Annotated in this window: 18 protein-coding genes and 1 pseudogene; 10 read left to right on the forward strand and 9 right to left on the reverse strand. The window is 64.9% G+C overall.

The window, feature by feature from the left end; translation table 11 throughout:
* Positions 1-123 precede the first annotated feature (123 nt).
* From HDC95_RS10090 to HDC95_RS10105, 4 genes are read right to left on the reverse strand one after another with little or no spacing between them, the layout of a single operon-like run.
* A complete protein-coding gene (locus tag HDC95_RS10090; RefSeq protein WP_259063323.1) occupies positions 124-888 on the reverse strand; it encodes an ABC transporter permease in 765 nt (254 codons plus the stop codon).
* Complete coding sequence (locus HDC95_RS10095) at positions 888-1,691, reverse strand: ABC transporter ATP-binding protein (protein ID WP_259063324.1); 804 nt, start codon at positions 1,689-1,691, stop codon at positions 888-890. Before HDC95_RS10095 ends, HDC95_RS10090 begins: the two co-directional genes overlap by 1 nt.
* A complete protein-coding gene (locus HDC95_RS10100) occupies positions 1,691-2,059 on the reverse strand; it encodes a DUF1048 domain-containing protein (RefSeq protein ID WP_259063325.1) in 369 nt (122 codons plus the stop codon). Before HDC95_RS10100 ends, HDC95_RS10095 begins: the two co-directional genes overlap by 1 nt.
* 2 nt (positions 2,060-2,061) lie before the next feature.
* A complete protein-coding gene (locus HDC95_RS10105) occupies positions 2,062-2,421 on the reverse strand; it encodes a PadR family transcriptional regulator (protein WP_259063326.1) in 360 nt (119 codons plus the stop codon).
* Between the two features lie 134 nt (positions 2,422-2,555).
* On the opposite strand from HDC95_RS10105, the gene HDC95_RS10110 reads away from it, so the two are divergent.
* Positions 2,556-3,455, forward strand: coding sequence for a TrmH family RNA methyltransferase (locus HDC95_RS10110; protein WP_259063327.1), 900 nt, complete (start codon positions 2,556-2,558; stop codon positions 3,453-3,455).
* Between the two features lie 147 nt (positions 3,456-3,602).
* A complete protein-coding gene (locus HDC95_RS10115; RefSeq protein WP_259063328.1) occupies positions 3,603-4,418 on the forward strand; it encodes a phospholipase in 816 nt (271 codons plus the stop codon).
* Between the two features lie 11 nt (positions 4,419-4,429).
* On the opposite strand, the gene HDC95_RS10120 is transcribed toward HDC95_RS10115, so the two are convergent.
* Positions 4,430-5,506 carry a DNA polymerase IV gene (locus HDC95_RS10120; RefSeq protein WP_259063329.1) on the reverse strand — a complete coding sequence of 359 codons (1,077 nt, stop codon included), beginning with the start codon at positions 5,504-5,506 and terminating at the stop codon, positions 4,430-4,432.
* A 91-nt stretch (positions 5,507-5,597) separates the two neighbouring features.
* Between HDC95_RS10120 and HDC95_RS10125 the strand changes: the two genes are divergently transcribed.
* A complete protein-coding gene (locus HDC95_RS10125) occupies positions 5,598-6,980 on the forward strand; it encodes a class I adenylate-forming enzyme family protein (RefSeq protein ID WP_259063330.1) in 1,383 nt (460 codons plus the stop codon).
* Positions 6,981-7,052: 72 nt separating this feature from the next.
* On the opposite strand, the gene HDC95_RS10130 is transcribed toward HDC95_RS10125, so the two are convergent.
* On the reverse strand, positions 7,053-7,535 hold the full coding sequence (locus HDC95_RS10130; protein ID WP_259063331.1) for a DUF4383 domain-containing protein: 483 nt from the start codon (positions 7,533-7,535) through the stop codon (positions 7,053-7,055).
* Positions 7,536-7,629: 94 nt separating this feature from the next.
* Here HDC95_RS10130 and HDC95_RS10135 point away from each other — a divergent pair, with 94 nt between their 5' ends.
* From HDC95_RS10135 to HDC95_RS10155, 5 genes are all read left to right on the forward strand, one after another.
* On the forward strand, positions 7,630-8,433 hold the full coding sequence (locus tag HDC95_RS10135; RefSeq protein WP_259063332.1) for a PHB depolymerase family esterase: 804 nt from the start codon (positions 7,630-7,632) through the stop codon (positions 8,431-8,433).
* Between the two features lie 68 nt (positions 8,434-8,501).
* On the forward strand, positions 8,502-8,855 hold the full coding sequence (locus tag HDC95_RS10140) for a helix-turn-helix transcriptional regulator (protein WP_259063334.1): 354 nt from the start codon (positions 8,502-8,504) through the stop codon (positions 8,853-8,855).
* Complete coding sequence (locus HDC95_RS10145; protein ID WP_259063335.1) at positions 8,852-9,310, forward strand: SRPBCC domain-containing protein; 459 nt, start codon at positions 8,852-8,854, stop codon at positions 9,308-9,310. Before HDC95_RS10140 ends, HDC95_RS10145 begins: the two co-directional genes overlap by 4 nt.
* 4 nt (positions 9,311-9,314) lie before the next feature.
* Positions 9,315-9,752, forward strand: coding sequence for a VOC family protein (locus HDC95_RS10150; protein WP_259063336.1), 438 nt, complete (start codon positions 9,315-9,317; stop codon positions 9,750-9,752).
* A 220-nt stretch (positions 9,753-9,972) separates the two neighbouring features.
* The gene (locus HDC95_RS10155) at positions 9,973-10,125 is read left to right on the forward strand and encodes a hypothetical protein (RefSeq protein WP_259063338.1); all 153 of its coding nucleotides are present in this window, start codon (positions 9,973-9,975) and stop codon (positions 10,123-10,125) included.
* A gap of 154 nt (positions 10,126-10,279) precedes the next feature.
* Here HDC95_RS10155 and HDC95_RS10160 read toward each other — a convergent pair.
* Positions 10,280-11,171: pseudogene (locus HDC95_RS10160) on the reverse strand (IS5 family transposase); the annotation flags it as partial.
* 197 nt (positions 11,172-11,368) lie between these two features.
* Between HDC95_RS10160 and HDC95_RS10165 the strand changes: the two are divergent.
* Positions 11,369-11,668, forward strand: coding sequence for an HNH endonuclease signature motif containing protein (locus HDC95_RS10165; RefSeq protein ID WP_310503247.1), 300 nt, complete (start codon positions 11,369-11,371; stop codon positions 11,666-11,668).
* 195 nt (positions 11,669-11,863) lie between these two features.
* Here HDC95_RS10165 and HDC95_RS10170 read toward each other — a convergent pair whose 3' ends face one another.
* Both HDC95_RS10170 and HDC95_RS10175 read right to left on the reverse strand, forming a co-directional pair.
* A complete protein-coding gene (locus tag HDC95_RS10170; protein WP_310503248.1) occupies positions 11,864-14,209 on the reverse strand; it encodes a beta-galactosidase in 2,346 nt (781 codons plus the stop codon).
* A gap of 62 nt (positions 14,210-14,271) precedes the next feature.
* Positions 14,272-15,168 carry a phosphotransferase gene (locus tag HDC95_RS10175; protein ID WP_259063341.1) on the reverse strand — a complete coding sequence of 299 codons (897 nt, stop codon included), beginning with the start codon at positions 15,166-15,168 and terminating at the stop codon, positions 14,272-14,274.
* 270 nt (positions 15,169-15,438) lie between these two features.
* Here HDC95_RS10175 and HDC95_RS10180 point away from each other — a divergent pair, with 270 nt between their 5' ends.
* Positions 15,439-15,867, forward strand: coding sequence for a MarR family winged helix-turn-helix transcriptional regulator (locus HDC95_RS10180; protein WP_259063342.1), 429 nt, complete (start codon positions 15,439-15,441; stop codon positions 15,865-15,867).
* Positions 15,868-15,893: the final 26 nt, after the last annotated feature.

Genomic DNA, 15,893 nt, shown 5'->3' on the forward strand with positions numbered 1-15,893 from the left:
GCGAGTCATCGCCGCTGTCCGTGTGGCCAACACTTCCACCACAGACCCGACCTGTCCACGGGTACACAGAATCGGAGGGCCGCATCCAGACGGACGCGACCCTCCGATGGCGCGTGTCCACGATCAACTGATCTTCTTGCGATAGATCCCGACCGCGAAGCCGTAGGCGACCGCGAGGATGCCGACGAGCCACGCGAGAGCGATCCAGATCTCCGCACCCACCGGTTGCTCGGCGAACAGCGAGCGGATGCTGTTCACGATCGACGTCACCGGCTGGTGCTCTGCGAACCACGCGACGGGCCCCGGCATGGAGTCGGTCGGCACGAAGGCGGAGCTGATGAACGGGAGGAAGATCAGCGGGTAGCTGAACGCACTCGCCCCGTCGACCGTCTTCGCCGACAATCCCGCGATCACGGCCAGCCAGGTGAGGGCGAGGATGAACAGGATCAGGATGCCGGCTACCGCCAGCCACGCGCCGAAGGAGGCTCCGGTGCGGAATCCCATGATCGCCGCGACGCCGACCACGATCGCGACCGAGATCAGGTTCGACACCAGCGACGTGAGCACATGCCCCCACAGCACGCTCGACCGAGCGATGGGCATCGACTGGAACCGTTCGAAGATGCCGCCCTGCATGTCGAGGAACAGCCGGTACGCCGTGTACGCGATACCGGATGCGATGGTGATCAGCAGGATGCCGGGGAGCATGTAGTTGATGTACGACTCATCGGAGCCGGTGTTGATGGCTCCGCCGAGCACGTACACGAACAGCAGCATCAGCGCGATCGGGGTGATCGCGGTGGTGATGATCGTGTCTGGGCTGCGGAGGATGTGGGTCAACGACCGGCCCGTGAGGACACGCATGTCGCTGAGAACATGGGAGGTCATCAGAGATCCTTTCCTGTGGTTGCGGTTTCGGTCTCGACCGACGGCGTCTCATTTCCCGGGCCGACGAGCGCGAGGAACACGTCCTCGAGGGACGGCTGCTTCTCGATGTACTCGACCTTCGCCGAGGGGAGGAGCTGCTTGAGTTCGGCGAGTGTGCCGTTCTGGATGATGGTGCCCTTGTGCAGGATCGCGATCCGGTCGGCCAGTTGCTCCGCCTCATCGAGGTACTGGGTGGTGAGGAGCACAGTTGTGCCGGACTTGGCGAGGTCCTTCACGGTCTGCCAGACCTCGAGCCGTGCCTGCGGGTCAAGACCTGTGGTCGGCTCGTCGAGGAAGATGATCGGCGGATTGCCGATCAGGCTCATCCCGATGTCGAGCCGGCGTCGCATGCCGCCGGAATACGTGGCGGCCCTTCGGCCACCGGCATCCGTGAGCGAGAACCGAGCGAGCATGTCGTCGGCGATCGCACCCGGGTTCTTCAGGTGACGCAGTTTCGCGACCAGAATGAGGTTCTCACGCCCGGTGAGCACCTCGTCCACGGCGGCGAACTGGCCGGTGAGGCTGATCGACTGACGGACGTCGTTCGGCGCCGCGGCAACATCGAACCCATGGACGGATGCAGTGCCGGCGTCTGCTTTCAGCAACGTCGACAGGATCCGCACGAGCGTGGTCTTGCCTGCGCCGTTGGAGCCGAGGAGCGCGAAGATGCTCCCCGCCCGGACGTCGAAGTCGACGCCCGGCAGCACGTCGAGGTCTTTGAAGGACTTGCGGATGCCGCGTACCTGGATGGCTGAGGTGCTCATCAGCGGGACTCCTTTCCGATGGCGCCGTCGATCGTCTTGGTGAGGCGGGCGCGTTCCTTGTCGATCCATTCCTTGCCCTGGTAGGACTTGGCGAACGTCTCGGTGAAGTCCACAGGGTCATCGCCGACGATGTCCCGCACCGGGGTGCCGTCGACTGCTGCCCGCTCCCAGAGGTCCACGAGGTCCGTGAACATCTGGGTGATGGTGTCGCCATTGGTGATGCCGCCGTAGTACATGAAGTACCGGTGCATCGCGGCGCAGACGGTGCGATAGGGCTCGGAGAGCGCCTCCATGCGTGCCTTGTCCTGTTTGTACTGCTTCTTCTGCTCGAGCGATCCGGTGACCACTTCGATCCACTTGGCTGCCATGATCAGTTCCCTTCGATGGTCGTGCTGTCGGTGATGTCGTCGGTGTGACGGAGGTGTTCGATGCGTTCTGCGAGGAAGCTCCATGTCCCCCAGAACTCGACGAGCTGTTCTCGTCCCTGCGGGTTGATGGAGTAGACCTTGCGGGGCGGACCCTTCTCGGACGGGACCTTCTCCACGTCGACGAGGCCTCTCTGCTCGATCCTGACGAGCAGCGCGTACACGGTGCCCTCGGCGATCTCGGCGAAGCCCTCGTCGCGCAGCCGCGCGGTGATCTCGTACCCGTACGCCGGCTGGACGGACAGGATCGCGAGCACGATGCCCTCGAGTGTGCCCTTGAGCATCTCGGTCATCTGGTTGCCCATCGGATCACTTCCTTCCTCTACTCAGTGATGTTGACTACCAGTAGACGGTAACACTAAGTACTGGTAGTTAGCAACAGTGAGTACTGAACAGATCCCACCGATTGTTCGGGCCCGTGCCGGGTACGCTCGAATCCATGCCACACGAACGCCGCCAGCAGCGCACGAAGCCGGTCTCGAACCCCAGGCCGGCCTCGAACACCAAGGCGGTCTCCACCCGCAACGCGACATTCCAGTACTGGGAGACGCTTCTCGGCAACCGTACGAAGCGCAATCGCGCGGGCGAGATGATCGTGCAGGGGGTTCGTCCCATCAACCTCGTGCTCGAGTCCGACCTCGAGGTGCGGGCAGTGCTGATCACGCACGTGAACGGGCGCTCGCGTTGGGCTTCCGAGTCGATCGCTGCCGCCCAGGCGACAGGCGCCGCATCATGGCTGGTCGCGCCCGAGTTGATGGCCGAACTCGGCGAGAAGGAGGAGGAGCCGCCAGAGCTCCTGCTCATCGTCGCCATCCCCGCTGACGATCTGGATCGCCTGCCGGTTCGCGCAGACGCGCTCTTCGTCGCCCTCGATCGCCCGGCCTCGCCCGGCAACATCGGGTCGATCGTGCGGTCGGTCGACGCGCTCGGCGGCCACGGCGTGATCGTGACCGGGCACGCCGCTGATCCTTATGACCCGAGGGCTCTTCGTGCATCGACCGGATCGGCGATCATGACGCCGACGGTTCGACTTCCCAGCATTCGTCCTGCCCTGGACTGGATCGAGCAGCTGCGCGCCGATGGCGTCGACATCCAGATCGTGGGAACGGATGAGGACGCCGCGCTCGACGTGTGGGATGTCGATCTCACCAAGCCGACCGTGCTGGTGACTGGCAACGAGCACTCCGGGATGTCGGCAGCGTGGAAGGACGCGTGCGATGTGCTGACGCGAATCCCGATGACCGGTCACGCGTCCTCGCTGAACGCCGCGAACGCGACCGCGGCGATCCTCTATGAGGCGACCAGGCAACGCCGAACCGCAGGTCGCTCGACCGACTGACGACGGCCGGGCTCACACCTCGCATCCAGGGGACGCGAAGGTTCTGCACAGAACGAGTGATGCAGAATCGTTACTTTGCGCGCCGGACCCGAGGTGCGCGCGCCGCCCCGAAGCGGCGCAGATACCCTAAGGATCGTTACGTTCGTCATGCTCAAGAACCAGTTGCACTCCCCTGCTCGCCGGCGCAGATTCGGCATCACGCTCGCCATCGGCGTTCTCGTCGCCACGGGAATCGCCGTCACTGTACCGACCGCCGCGGCTATGGCTGCCGAGCAGTCCAGGCTCGACGCACCACCCTCGAAGATCGAGAGCGCAGCGGCAGCCGAGGCGGTCACCGCCGGCCGTGCTGCGTTGACGGACGCCGCATCGGCTGTCGTGGCGGCTCAGAGCAGCGGACTCGACCTCGGCGACGCGAGCACCGCAGTCGACACGTCGGGACTGCTCGACGCGATGGAAGAACTCAGCGATGTCGATTCCCTCACCGCACTGGAGCTGCCCATCGTGCGCGTTGAGGCGTCCGCCGAGATCGCCTCGGTGACCACGCAGACCGCAGCCCTGCGCGAGCGTCAAGATGCTGCAGCTGCGGCGAAGCAGGCGGCCGAGGCTGAGGCGGCCGCTGTGGAGGCTGCTGCCGCGGCCCTCGCGAATGCGAACACCCCTGATGGCGCGAAGGCGACCGCCGCCGCCATCGCCGCGGACCAGTACGGCTGGGGCAGCGGCGAGTTCGAGTGCCTGAACTCCCTGTGGGAGAAGGAATCGGGCTGGAACTACGAGGCCTACAACGAAGACGGCGGTGCCACCGGCATCCCGCAGTCGCTGCCCGGCGACAAGATGGCCAGTTTCGGCGCGGACTGGGCGACCAATGCGACCACGCAGATCCGCTGGGGCCTGGACTACATCCAGCGTGCATACGGGAGCCCTTGCGCGGCCTGGGGCCACTCGCAGTCGGTGAACTGGTACTGAGTCGCAGCTCCTCAGATCCTCCCGCGGACCGGCGTCCGTTCGACCGCATCACCTGACTCGGACATCGGCATCTCGGCTCTGACACCCAGCAGGCGCACTTCGCGATCGGCATCCAGCGTGGTTGCCAGCGCTGCGGCGGCTGAGACCACGGTCTCCCGATCCGTCGTCGCTTCCGGCAGCTTGCGTCCGAACGTCTTCGTCTCGAACGGGGCGTATCGCACCTTGAGGTGCACGCGGATGACCGGCCGCCCCTCGGCCGCGCAGTCGTCGAACGCATGGGCGGCGAGTTCCCGCACTGCCGCTTCCACCTCGGCCGAAGTCGTGAGGTTCTGCTGGTACGTCGTCTCTCGGCTGTGGCTGCGGGCCGCCCAGGGCGTGTCATCGACGACGCTCGGCCCGATCCCGGAGCCGAGTCCGTGATACCAGACGCCCATCTTCGGGCCGAACTCGCGGATCAGCTCCTCGGCGTCGGCATCCGCCAGCTCACGCACTGTCGTGATCCCGTGCGCAGCGAGGCGCTTATGCACCTTCGGCCCGACGCCCCACAGATCGCGCGTCGATTTCTCGCCCATCACGTCGAACCAGTCCGCCTCGGTGAGCCGGAAGACTCCCCGGGGCTTGCCGAACTCTGTCGCGATCTTGGCACGGATCTTATTGTCGCCGACGCCGACAGAACAGTGCAGGCCGGTAGCCGCCAGGACAGCCGCCTGAGCAGCGCGCGCGACGGCCTCCGGATCCTCGGTGTCCACACCGAGGAAGCACTCGTCCCAGCCGATGATCTCGAGTACGACGCCCGGCAGCGCACGCAGTGCCGTCATGACCTCGTCCGATGCCTGCTCATACGCGGCGTGGTCAACCGGCAGGAACACGGCATGCGGTGGGGCTTTCCGCGCGGCGATCTTCAGCGGCATCCCCGATCCGATGCCGAACGCGCGCGCCTCATAGGATGCCGTGGACACCACCGCCCGCTCGGTCGGGTCGCCCCGTCCGCCGACGATCACCGGGAGGCCGGCGAGCTCGGGACGGCGCAGCACCTCCACCGCGGCGATGAACTGATCCATGTCGACGTGCAGCACCCATGCAGCCATGACACGAGTCTGGCGCGCAGGGATCAGGATGTCATCCGTCTCATCGAACGTTCCTCTGTCGCGACACCGTCCAGTGGTATATACCTGGACCATGTCGCTCAGCGCGCTGTACGCGAAAGCACTCAACGACACGCCCGACAAGGCCGCGATCATCTTCAAGGACACGGTGACGTCATATCGCACGCTCGCCGCCGATGTCGATCTGTCAGCACGCCGGCTTCTTGCGGCCGGTGTCACTTCCGGCGATCGCGTCGCGGTCTTCATGCGCAGCCGTACAGAGTTCATCGAGCTGTATCTCGCATGCTTCCGCATCGGCGCGGTCGCCGTTCCGCTCAACCATCGCTTTCAGACCGACGAGGTCACGTTCGCGTGCAACCACTGCGGAGCGAAGCTGCTGATCACGGATGGGCGGCTGTACCCGCGCATCCAGGACGTGAAGGCGGACATACCCACGCTCGAGGCGATCTACGTCTACGGCGACGTGCCGGCGATCCTCGATACGGCCATGGGCCGCGCCGCGACGCAGCAGCTCACCCCCGACGATGTATCGCTCGCAGCGACCGCGATCTGCCATGGCGGCGGGTCGATCGGCGTGACCTTCCCGACTCTGTACGCCGGCGGCAGTGTGGTCATCCTGGAGGAGAGCGACCCTGTGCTGTTCCTCGATGCCCTCGCTCGGCATCGCCCGACCCGCACGCTGCTCCTTCCCGCGCAGCCTCTCGACGCGGTCGAATCACCGCACGCCGAGGGCGCGGATTTCGGATGCCTTCGGGAAGTGCAGTGCGGCGGGGATCAGATCTCACCCGACCTCTACGCGCAGTTCGCCAAGGTCACAGATCTCGAGCTCAATCAGGCGTACGGCATGACGGAGTGCGAAGGATGCAGCATGAGCCCGCCGTTCGGGATCATCGAACGAGGATCGATCGGGCAGCCTCGGGAGGGTGTGGAGATCCGCCTGGTTCGTGATGGTCAGGATGTCGCGGACGGCGAGATCGGCGAGATCCTCATCAGGAGCGCATCCGTGATGGCCGGCTACTGGGATGATCCGGAGAACACCGAGGCGGTGTTCGTCGACGACTGGCTCAGGACCGGCGACCTCGGACGTCGCGATCACGATGGCTATTACTTCTTCGAGGGCAGTATCAAGGAAGTCATCATCAAGGGCGGCTCGAACATCTCGCACGGTGAGGTCGAGGACGTGCTGAACTCGCATCCCCCCGTCGATCTGAGCGGCGTGGTCGAAGCGTCCGATCCGCGTCTCGGCGCAATCGTGCACGCGTTCGTCCAGCCGACGCCGGGGTCGGCGTCTCTCCCGTCGGAGCACGAACTCGTCACCTACGCGTCGGATCGCCTCGCCGCCTACACGGTTCCTGATCGATGGACCTTGGTCACAGACCTTCCCCGCAACGACGTAGGCAAGATCGACCGGAAGGCCCTGCACGCACGGGCAGCCGGACTGGACGCACCTGTCTGATCTCAGCTAAGACGCACGGTATCGATCTCGCTGGCGGGATCAAAGGGCTTCGCCCGGATCCTCTCCCGAGGTTCAGCGGCGGCCGTCAGCGGTTCTCGGCAGCCGCGGTGCACGGTTGACGAAGATCCCGAGAAGGACCATGCCGAGCGCCAGCCCGAGATGCAGCCAGTTGTCCGCGTCGTTCACCGGAAGGATGTTGATCTGATCGTTGCCCACCGCGAAAAGACCGTACAGCCACACGACGAAGTAGATCGCGCCACCCCAGATCAGATACATGCGGGATGCTGTGGCACGGGCGGCGACGATGACGCCGGCGACACCGAATGCGAGGTGCACCAGATTGTGCAGCACGGAGACCTGGAACACGCCGAGGAGCTGCGCCTCCGAGTGGGCCCCCGCGCCCGCCAGATGCTCGGTCGAGTGGGTGAGACCGGGGATGAACCCGGCGATGCCCACCAGCAGGAACACGATCCCGACGACGAGCGCAACCTTCTGAATCGCTGTCGCCGCGTAAGTCTGCGATTCCCCAGGGCGAGTTGTGTTCGGAGTGTCCATGGATGACGGCGTTACAACCGGCACTGAATCTCGCGTCCGATCACTCGTCACAACGAACGGATACCCTATCCGTTCTAGGAGTAACCTGGCCTGCATGAGCCACCAGAGCAAAGAGTTCATCGATGCAGGCGGGCGACGACGCAGTTATATCCACGTCGCCCCCGCTTCACCCCAACCCGACGCTCCCCTGCTGATCGCCCTGCACGGGACTTCGCAACGGGGCAGGACGATGCAACGCTTCAGTGGCCGCACTCTCGACTCTCTGGCAGAGCGCATCGGCGCCGATCTCGTCTATCTGAACGGGTACGGGAGGGCCTGGAACGATGCCCGTAAGCAGAAGACGTCACGTGCGCAGAAGGCCGGCATCGACGACGTCTCGTTCGTGAGCGCTGTCATCGATCGCTTCGGTCGGCCTGCGATCGCCGTCGGATTCTCGAATGGTGGGCAACTCGTGCACCGCATCCTGAGGGAGAGGCCCGCATTGCTCGCCGGGGCAGCGATCATCGCAGCGGGGCTGCCCGTGGATGACGATTTCATGCTCGTCGGTGTCCGACCGGGCGCGATCCCGATCCTGCTTCTGCACGGCACGGCCGACCCGATCGTGCCATACGGCGGAGGCAGGCCCAGGATGCTCGGCCGCCCCACCCGCGGGATGATGCAATCTGCCCGCGAGACCGCCCGCGGCTACGCACCGACCGGCGAACCCGCGACTGCGCGTGACGGGGACGTGGAGCGTGCCGACTGGGACGGCGTGCGATTCATCACTCAGTTCGGCACGGGCCATGTGATCCCGAACCGCCTGACCTCGCCCGGCCCGCTGGCCGTCGTCGGCCCCTCACACCACGACGTCGACCTGGGCGAGGAGATCGAGAGCTTCTTCGGACTCACCTCGCAGTAGGCGTGGTCCTTGACTCTGCGGCAATCGCGGCGTATAAATAAGGCATCTCTTAATTAAGGAAACACCTAATGACCGTTGCCGACCCGCTGAGCCTCGTGTTCGCCGCGCTCGCGGATCCGACCCGGCGCGAAATCCTGTCCCGCCTATCCCGGGGGTCGGCGACGGTCGGCGAGGTCGCCGCACCGTTCGCGATGAGCGCCCCTGCGATCTCGCAGCATCTGAAGGTGCTCGAGCGGGCGGGCCTCGTGACGCGGACGGCGCACGCGCAATGGCGCACGCTCTCGATGCAGACGGAGCCGCTGGACCAGGCGTCGGCCTGGGTCGAGAAGCATCGCCGCGAATGGAACGCGCGACTGGACGTTCTCGACGCCCACCTCAGAACCATGAAGACCACATCGAAAAGCCAGGAGGAAGAATCATGAGCACGACCGACGCAACACCGCAGTTCTCGATCACCCGCACCTTCGACGCTCCTCGTGAACTCGTCTGGAAGGCGTGGACCGACGAAGCCGAACTGGCGCAATGGCTGCACCCGTTCGGGGTCACGACCGACAGCGTGTCGTTCGATGTCCGTGTGGGCGGACGGTACCGATACACGATGACGAACGACGAGACGGGCGAGGAGTTCCCGACCGGCGGCGAGTACATCGAGGTAGCGCCGGTCGACCGGCTCGTCTTCACCTGGGGTGAACCCGATGCACCCGTCGACGTGGCACCGGTCATCACGTTGACCTTCGTCGAACGAGGCGATCAGACCGAACTGGTCTTCCACATGCGCGGACACGAGGGGAAGCCAGGAGACGGCTTCATCTACGACGGCTGGGACGAGGCGCTCACTAACTTCGGACGGCATCTCGCCGGTGAGCTGAAGGGTTGAGCTCATGACGATCAAGATGGACAACATCGGCGTCATCGTCGAAAATCTCACCTCCGCGATCGAGTTCTTCACCGAGCTCGGTCTCGAACTCGAGGGTCGGGCCATGGCCGACGGCGAATGGGCGGGACGCGTCACCGGCCTCGGTGATCAGAGCGTCGAGGTGGCGATGATGCGCACGCCGGATGGCCACGGCCGTCTCGAGCTCTCGCGCTTCCTGAAGCCGGACGTCATCGCCGACAACCGCAGGGCACCGGTGAACGCACTGGGCTACCTCCGGGTGATGTTCGAGGTGGAGGACCTCGACGACACTCTCCAGCGCGTCTATCAACGAGGTGCGGAGTTGGTCGGCGACGAAGTCGTTCAGTATCAGGACGCATATCGGCTCTGTTATATCCGCGGTGTCGAGGGAATTCTCATCGGGCTCGCGCAGAAGCTGCGCTGAGATCGATGACCGTGCTCTGATGGCAATTGGGGCGATCGTATTGCTCGGCCTTGTCATCGAGCTCGCCGGATGCGCGATCCTCGCCGGGTTCGGGTCCCGATCCACGCGTCGATGCGGTGCCCGTGTCGAGGGCGACGTGCCCCGAGCTCTGGTCCGGCGTGCTCCTGGAACGCTTGGAAGGCGAGCTGGAACCCGTGCTCGCTGCGCGACACAGGCGGGAATGCTCGTGCTCGCCGGGCTGGACGAGGCCAATGGGCTGAATGCTGAATCTACCGTCCCGGACGGTGATCACGCCTTCGGCGAGGAATACCTCGTCCCTTACGCCGATATCGCGACACGATTCGTCGTCGTGCATCTGGATCTCGGTGAGTAGGACGCGGTCAGCTTCACCGTTGAACTCGACGGGTGCGGACGGCTCGCGAACCCGGCGTTGCAATCGCACGCGGCCTCACCTGCCCTGCTCGCGCTACTGACGCCGGCCTGATTGCCGGGGACGCGTGGCGGCCCGCCGTTGTGCGGCAACGACTAGGTGTGTCTGACAATGTCTTTGTCCAGGCGAGGACGGCGTTGAGGAGCACGGCAGCGCGGTAGACAGTGGCGGGCTTGTCGTAGCGGGTAGCGATGCTTCTCCATTGCTTGAGGTGGCAGTACTGGCGTTCGATCACGTTCCGGTTCTTGTCGTCGAGGGCGTCGAGCCCGACTGGCCTGCCGCCCCGCGCGCCGCGTCGCTTCCGGTGTCCCTTCTGGTCGTCGGGCTCCGGGATGACGGTCTTGATTCCGCGGGAGCGGAGGTGCCCGCGGATTGCGCGAGAGGAGTACGCCTTGTCGGCGCGGACCGCGTCCGGTCGGGTGCGCGGCCGCCCATGATCTCGTCCGGCCCGCCACTGCTGCATGAGTGGCAGGAACATCGGTGAGTCCCCGGCCTGCCCCGGAGTGATCAGTGTGACCAGCGGCAGCCCGTTGCCATCGACGAGCTGATGAATCTTCGTGGAGAGTCCGCCCCGGGAACGGCCGATACCGTGATCAGGGGGCTCTTCCTGCAGATTCTTGTAACTCGATCCAGCCCCCTGTGAGGCGGGTGGTGTTCGTCGCGTGCTGATGCGCACGGGCGATCGTCGAGTCCGCCGACAGTGACGAGTCGACCAGCCCGGCCGCGTCCGCTGCGGCCGTGATCTTCGCCAACACGCGATCCCACGTGCCCTCCGTGGCCATCCGGTGATGCCAGGTCCACACCGTCTGCCAGGGGCCGAACACCTCGGGCAGATCCCGCCACGCGATCCCGGTCCGATACCGGAAGATGATCGCCTCGACCATCGTGCTGGCATCGGAGAAATTTCGCCCCGGCCGACCGGTCGGGCGCGGCAACATCTCCTCGATCAACGACCACTGCGCATCCGAAGGCATCTGAAACCGCGATATGGATCCAGACTCCCAGCCCAACCGCTCAACCTTTGTCAGACACGCCCTAGGACTCGCCACGCTGCAGCGTCGATCTGATTGGGGCGGTTGCGCAGTACGGTGACCATATGCCGCCCGGTCGCAAGTTTCCTGCCGCTGCGAGATCGACTGCGGCTCGCACAAGGTATGCCACACGCAGAAAACTGCGGCTTGCTCGGGTGGACAACGACCTCACCCCCGAGCAATGGGCCGGTATCCGCGAGGCGTGGGGCGGCTGCGCATACTGCCAAGCAGCGGATGTTGCGATGCAGCGCGATTGCATCATGCCGATTTCGCGTGGTGGCCGTTACACCCTCGCGAACGTGGTTCCGGCCTGCGCGTCGTGCAACGCGAGCAAACACAATGGCGAGGTCACGGCGTGGCTTCGCAGAAAGAAGATGCACGAGCGAACGTTCCTCATCCGCCACGCAACGATACTGAAGACGCTTCTCCCTGCAGAAGACCAGGACGACGCATGAACGTGTCAGTGGTGGCCTTCTCGATCCGCGCAACGCTCCCCCACGCCCGACGAATTACCAGAGCTCGACGGTGTTCGGAAAGTCGTCGCGTCGACTAAGGTAGTTCGGCACCCAGCCGGTTTGTCTTGCTTCGTCACAGTCTCCCTCGTCCTCATCTACGAATGGTCCACGTGATCGCCGCCTCCTTCCCCGGGGTCAACGGATGGCGCGCGATCGCACGGCGCGGAGCTCAGCAGACCGGACGAACAGGGTCGGCTCGCTGGCATCCGGCCGGAAGTGGGGGTCCACGTAGACCCCGGTGTCAGGAGACCAGGCGAACGCGCGAGCGGTGAGACCGTGTCGACGGATCTGCTCACGGTGTGGTGCGAGGTCTATGACGAGAAGACGGCCCGACCAGAACTGGTCAGCGAGAAGCTCATCGCCCGAGGAGAGGCGGATCGCGTCCCCGACCCAGTCGAGTTCGAGGAGAAGGCGATCCCCATCGTCGAACCATGCGTCCTCGAGGTGCAGGAGCACCGGAGCGAGGGCGGCGAAGTCCTCATCGGTGGGTGCGGAGAACCGGTCGGCCGTCCCACCGACGACCACGGGGGCGATCGCGGGGATGTCGAACACCGGCGCCTTCAGGGAGCGCAGGACGTCTCGACCGACGACCTCGTACCGAGAGAAGTGCGATCCCACCGATTCGAGGGACGACATGTCCGTGTCATGAAGCGCGGGCAGGACAGCGATCACCGCGGAGTCGGCGCGCTCGATCAGGCGGAAGCCGCCTTCGTCGAACCAGCCTTCTCCTCGCCAGATGACGATGCTCGAACGGCCGTCGATGTCGCCCTTCCACACGGCATCAGCGGTCTCGCTGTCCAGAATCACGAATGTCGTGTCCCCCACCACGACCTCACAGTCGAGACCCGGCTCATGCGTCGGGGTCACGATCACGACGCCATCGCGTTCCCGCACGTGCCCCCCGCGAACCTCGCCGGCATCCACCTCCTCGAAGCGGATCTCCACCGGTACCCCTGCCGTCGCCGCGAGAAGGACGACCGTGCCGGATTCGACGGTGATCTCGGTGACCGGCTGAGCCGTGGCCGTGACGGCGCGCACGGAACCGAACGGCTGACGCAACGGCCATGCAGCGAACACACCCGAACGGAGAGCGAACGGATGCTCTGGCACTCGCAGAGTGCGCTCGGAGAACTCGACTTCGAACTGCACATCCTCGACGCCGGCGAGAGGCGCGATCGCGGGCTGATGGTTGTTGATGAACAGATATCCGCCGTTCTCATCGCCACGGACCGCCCAGCGCACGTCATCCGATCCCTCGGGCAGGACAGTGGGATACGTCGCGAGTCGGTGCCCGTAGGTCTCGAGCAGGAGATGCTGACGGCGCAGCGAATGGAAGTGCTCCCGTTCCTCGCCGTTTCGACCGATCGGCGCGTAGAAGTCGTAATCACGCAGCGGAAGATCGTTGGGGTACCCGGTCGCATGCGACTCCTGGGTCGTGGAGAGGCCACCGATCACCTGGGTCGCACCGTGATACAGGTAATAGCCCTGCCAGGCCGATCCGCTCCCCAGCTTGACCAACGCCAGCGCCGCAACATCCGCCGGTGCGACGTGGGGACGTCGGTGATACGCCACCTGCATGCCTCCTCCGAGCTCGCACGTGGCGAAGGGCCACGGATCGTCGACCGCATCCACGGCCTCTCCTTCTGCCGGGGCGTCGCGCAGATCAGCGCCGACCGACAGGTCGTCCCTGACGGTGTTGAAGGTGAAGTGCATCTTTCCGAACGACGGCCACCCCGTGCTCGACTCCTCCCAGAAGGCGTCGGAGTAGCCCGCGTACACCAGAAGGAACCGCCCGGCTGGGATCTGCGCGCCACCCCAGCCGGTCACCGTCCAGAGAGAAGCACGGATACCGTGCTCCTCGGCGAGCTCGCGCAGAGTGATGAGGTGCTCCGGCTGGTCGTAGAGCTCGTTGTCGATCTGGACGCCGACGATCGGCCCGTCGGGATTCGCCTCGTCGTGGAAGAGACCCGACACCTGTTCGGCGATGGCTCGGTACCACTCTCCGGCGAGTGCGAGGTAGGCGGGATCGTTCGTACGGTGCGCGATCGGGAGCTCCTGCAACCAGTCAGGGAAGCCCCCGTTGCGTGTCTCACCGTGGGCCCACGGACCGATACGGATCACCACCTTCAGACCGACCCGATGCGCCGTCTCGATGAAGCGACGCAGATCGCGTGCACCGTCCCAGCGCACCTGTCCCCGGACCTCTTCGTGAAGAATCCAGAGAAGGTAGGTGGCGACGATGTTGACGCCTCCCGACTTGATCTTCCGTAGTTCCGTCTCCCACGACTCGGGCAGATCTCGGCTGAAGTGGTACTCGGCCATGATCGGGAACCACGGCCTGCCATCCCTTTCGACATATCGCGTTGTAAGCCTGATCGAGCCGGGAAACGAGCAATCACCCATGTCCAGCGGGGCCAGACCTACGGGAGTCGGTTCAACGATCCGGACAAAACGGGGGGCAGGGGAAGTCGAGGCACTCATATCTCCACGCTAGGCAGCCATCTTCTGATCCAACGGGACGCTGGCATGGCGAGTATGGACGATCAGCTGTTCACCGACGCCCACTGTCCGTCGGCCACGTCGCTCAGCACGGCATCACGTGAGCGCCCGTATTTGGTAATCATCTCTTCGGGGGAACTGATGAGGGCCTTCCACAGCGCCCAGGCAGCTCCTCGTAACCATGCATCCTCCGGTAGCTCCAGCCGGTCGTGCAGTCGATCACGTTCGAGAGAACTGCAACTCAACCATGCGAAGGCCAGGTCGCAGGCGGGATCACCAACGCACGTCTGTCCGAAGTCGATAAGCGCCGCCAATTGGCCGCTGCTGTCGAACAACATGTTGCCTGGCGCGACATCGCCATGGACCCACACTGGCGGCTCGGTCCACACTGTGGCCACGGCCGCATTCCAGAGTGCCCGACATCCCTCAGCGTGCCGTCTGGCCAGGAGGGAGAGCCGGTCCTGTATCTCCTCGCCAACCGCGCTGATGTGACAGCCGCGGTAAGCAGATGCGCTTCCCGCCCATGGGTCTCCGACCGTGTCGCAGGCCTGCAGCTCCCTCAGGGCGTCGCCCAAGCTACTGATGGCGCTCTCTCGCTCGCGCGTTCCAACCGCGATTAAAGTGTCCCCCTCAATCCACTCGCGAACGGACCAAGGTCGGTTGAATGCCGCCGAGGGAGCCCCGGTCGCTACTACGCGGGGGATCGCGACGCGAAAGCTGGAGCCAAGGATCGCGAGGGTTTGCTCCTCCCGGACTAGGCCGGCGACGTAGCCGTCAGCGCTCGGGAGGCGGACAGTCATTCGGTCGCCAAGCCGGAAGGTGCGGTTGTCCCACCCCTGAACTTCCACCGGGCGGATCGGCAACTCCGACCACTGAGGGAACTGCTCCGACACAAGGGAGTGAACCAACGAAGAAGTGATCTCTTCGGAAGCGGCAGCCATCGCGCCAGCTTAGTGAACGACCCCGCAAGCACTCGGAGATTCGCGCAGACGCCCGAAACTGATCGTTATCGGTCGTGACCCCGGTTGCGATCCAAACTTTCCGTGACCAAACCGTTGCATTCGTTACCGCCCCGTTATACAGTGATCACACGGTGAATGTTTGCTGTGGCATCCACCGCATGTGATTGCAGGACACTCTTGGTGCAAGGGACAAGGGCCGGTCGGGAGCCTCTCCGACCGGCCCTTCACCGTTCCTACTAATCTGTATTCATGACGGATCGGAAGCTCGCCCTCGAAACCTGGGAGAGCCTGTTTCGCGCCCAGCACGAGCTCTTCGCGGCAATGGCCGCTGACTTCGACGACACCGCGATCACCCAGGCGGAATACGACGTGCTGCTCACCGTCGTCCGCGCCCCGGAGATGACGGCACGTCTGCGCGACGTCACGACGAACATGCTCATCAGCCAGCCGAGCGTCTCGCGACTCGTCGACCGCATGGTCGCGCGCGGACTGATCGAGAAGTGCCCCGATCCTCAGGACGGCCGCGGTGCGCTGATCAGAGCGACGGAGGAAGGCGCCCGCGCGTTCCGCGCTGTCGCGACAGTTCACGGTCGTTCGATCGCAGAGCGGATGTCGAGACTCGACGATGAAGAACTGCATGCGCTGCGCGAGCTCACGCAGAAGCTGCGCGGGCTCTGACAGGTACTCCTCCCCATCGGCCACGC

The sequence above is a fragment of the Microbacterium sp. AK031 genome (assembly GCF_024807145.1).
Classification (GTDB): Bacteria; Actinomycetota; Actinomycetes; order Actinomycetales; family Microbacteriaceae; genus Microbacterium.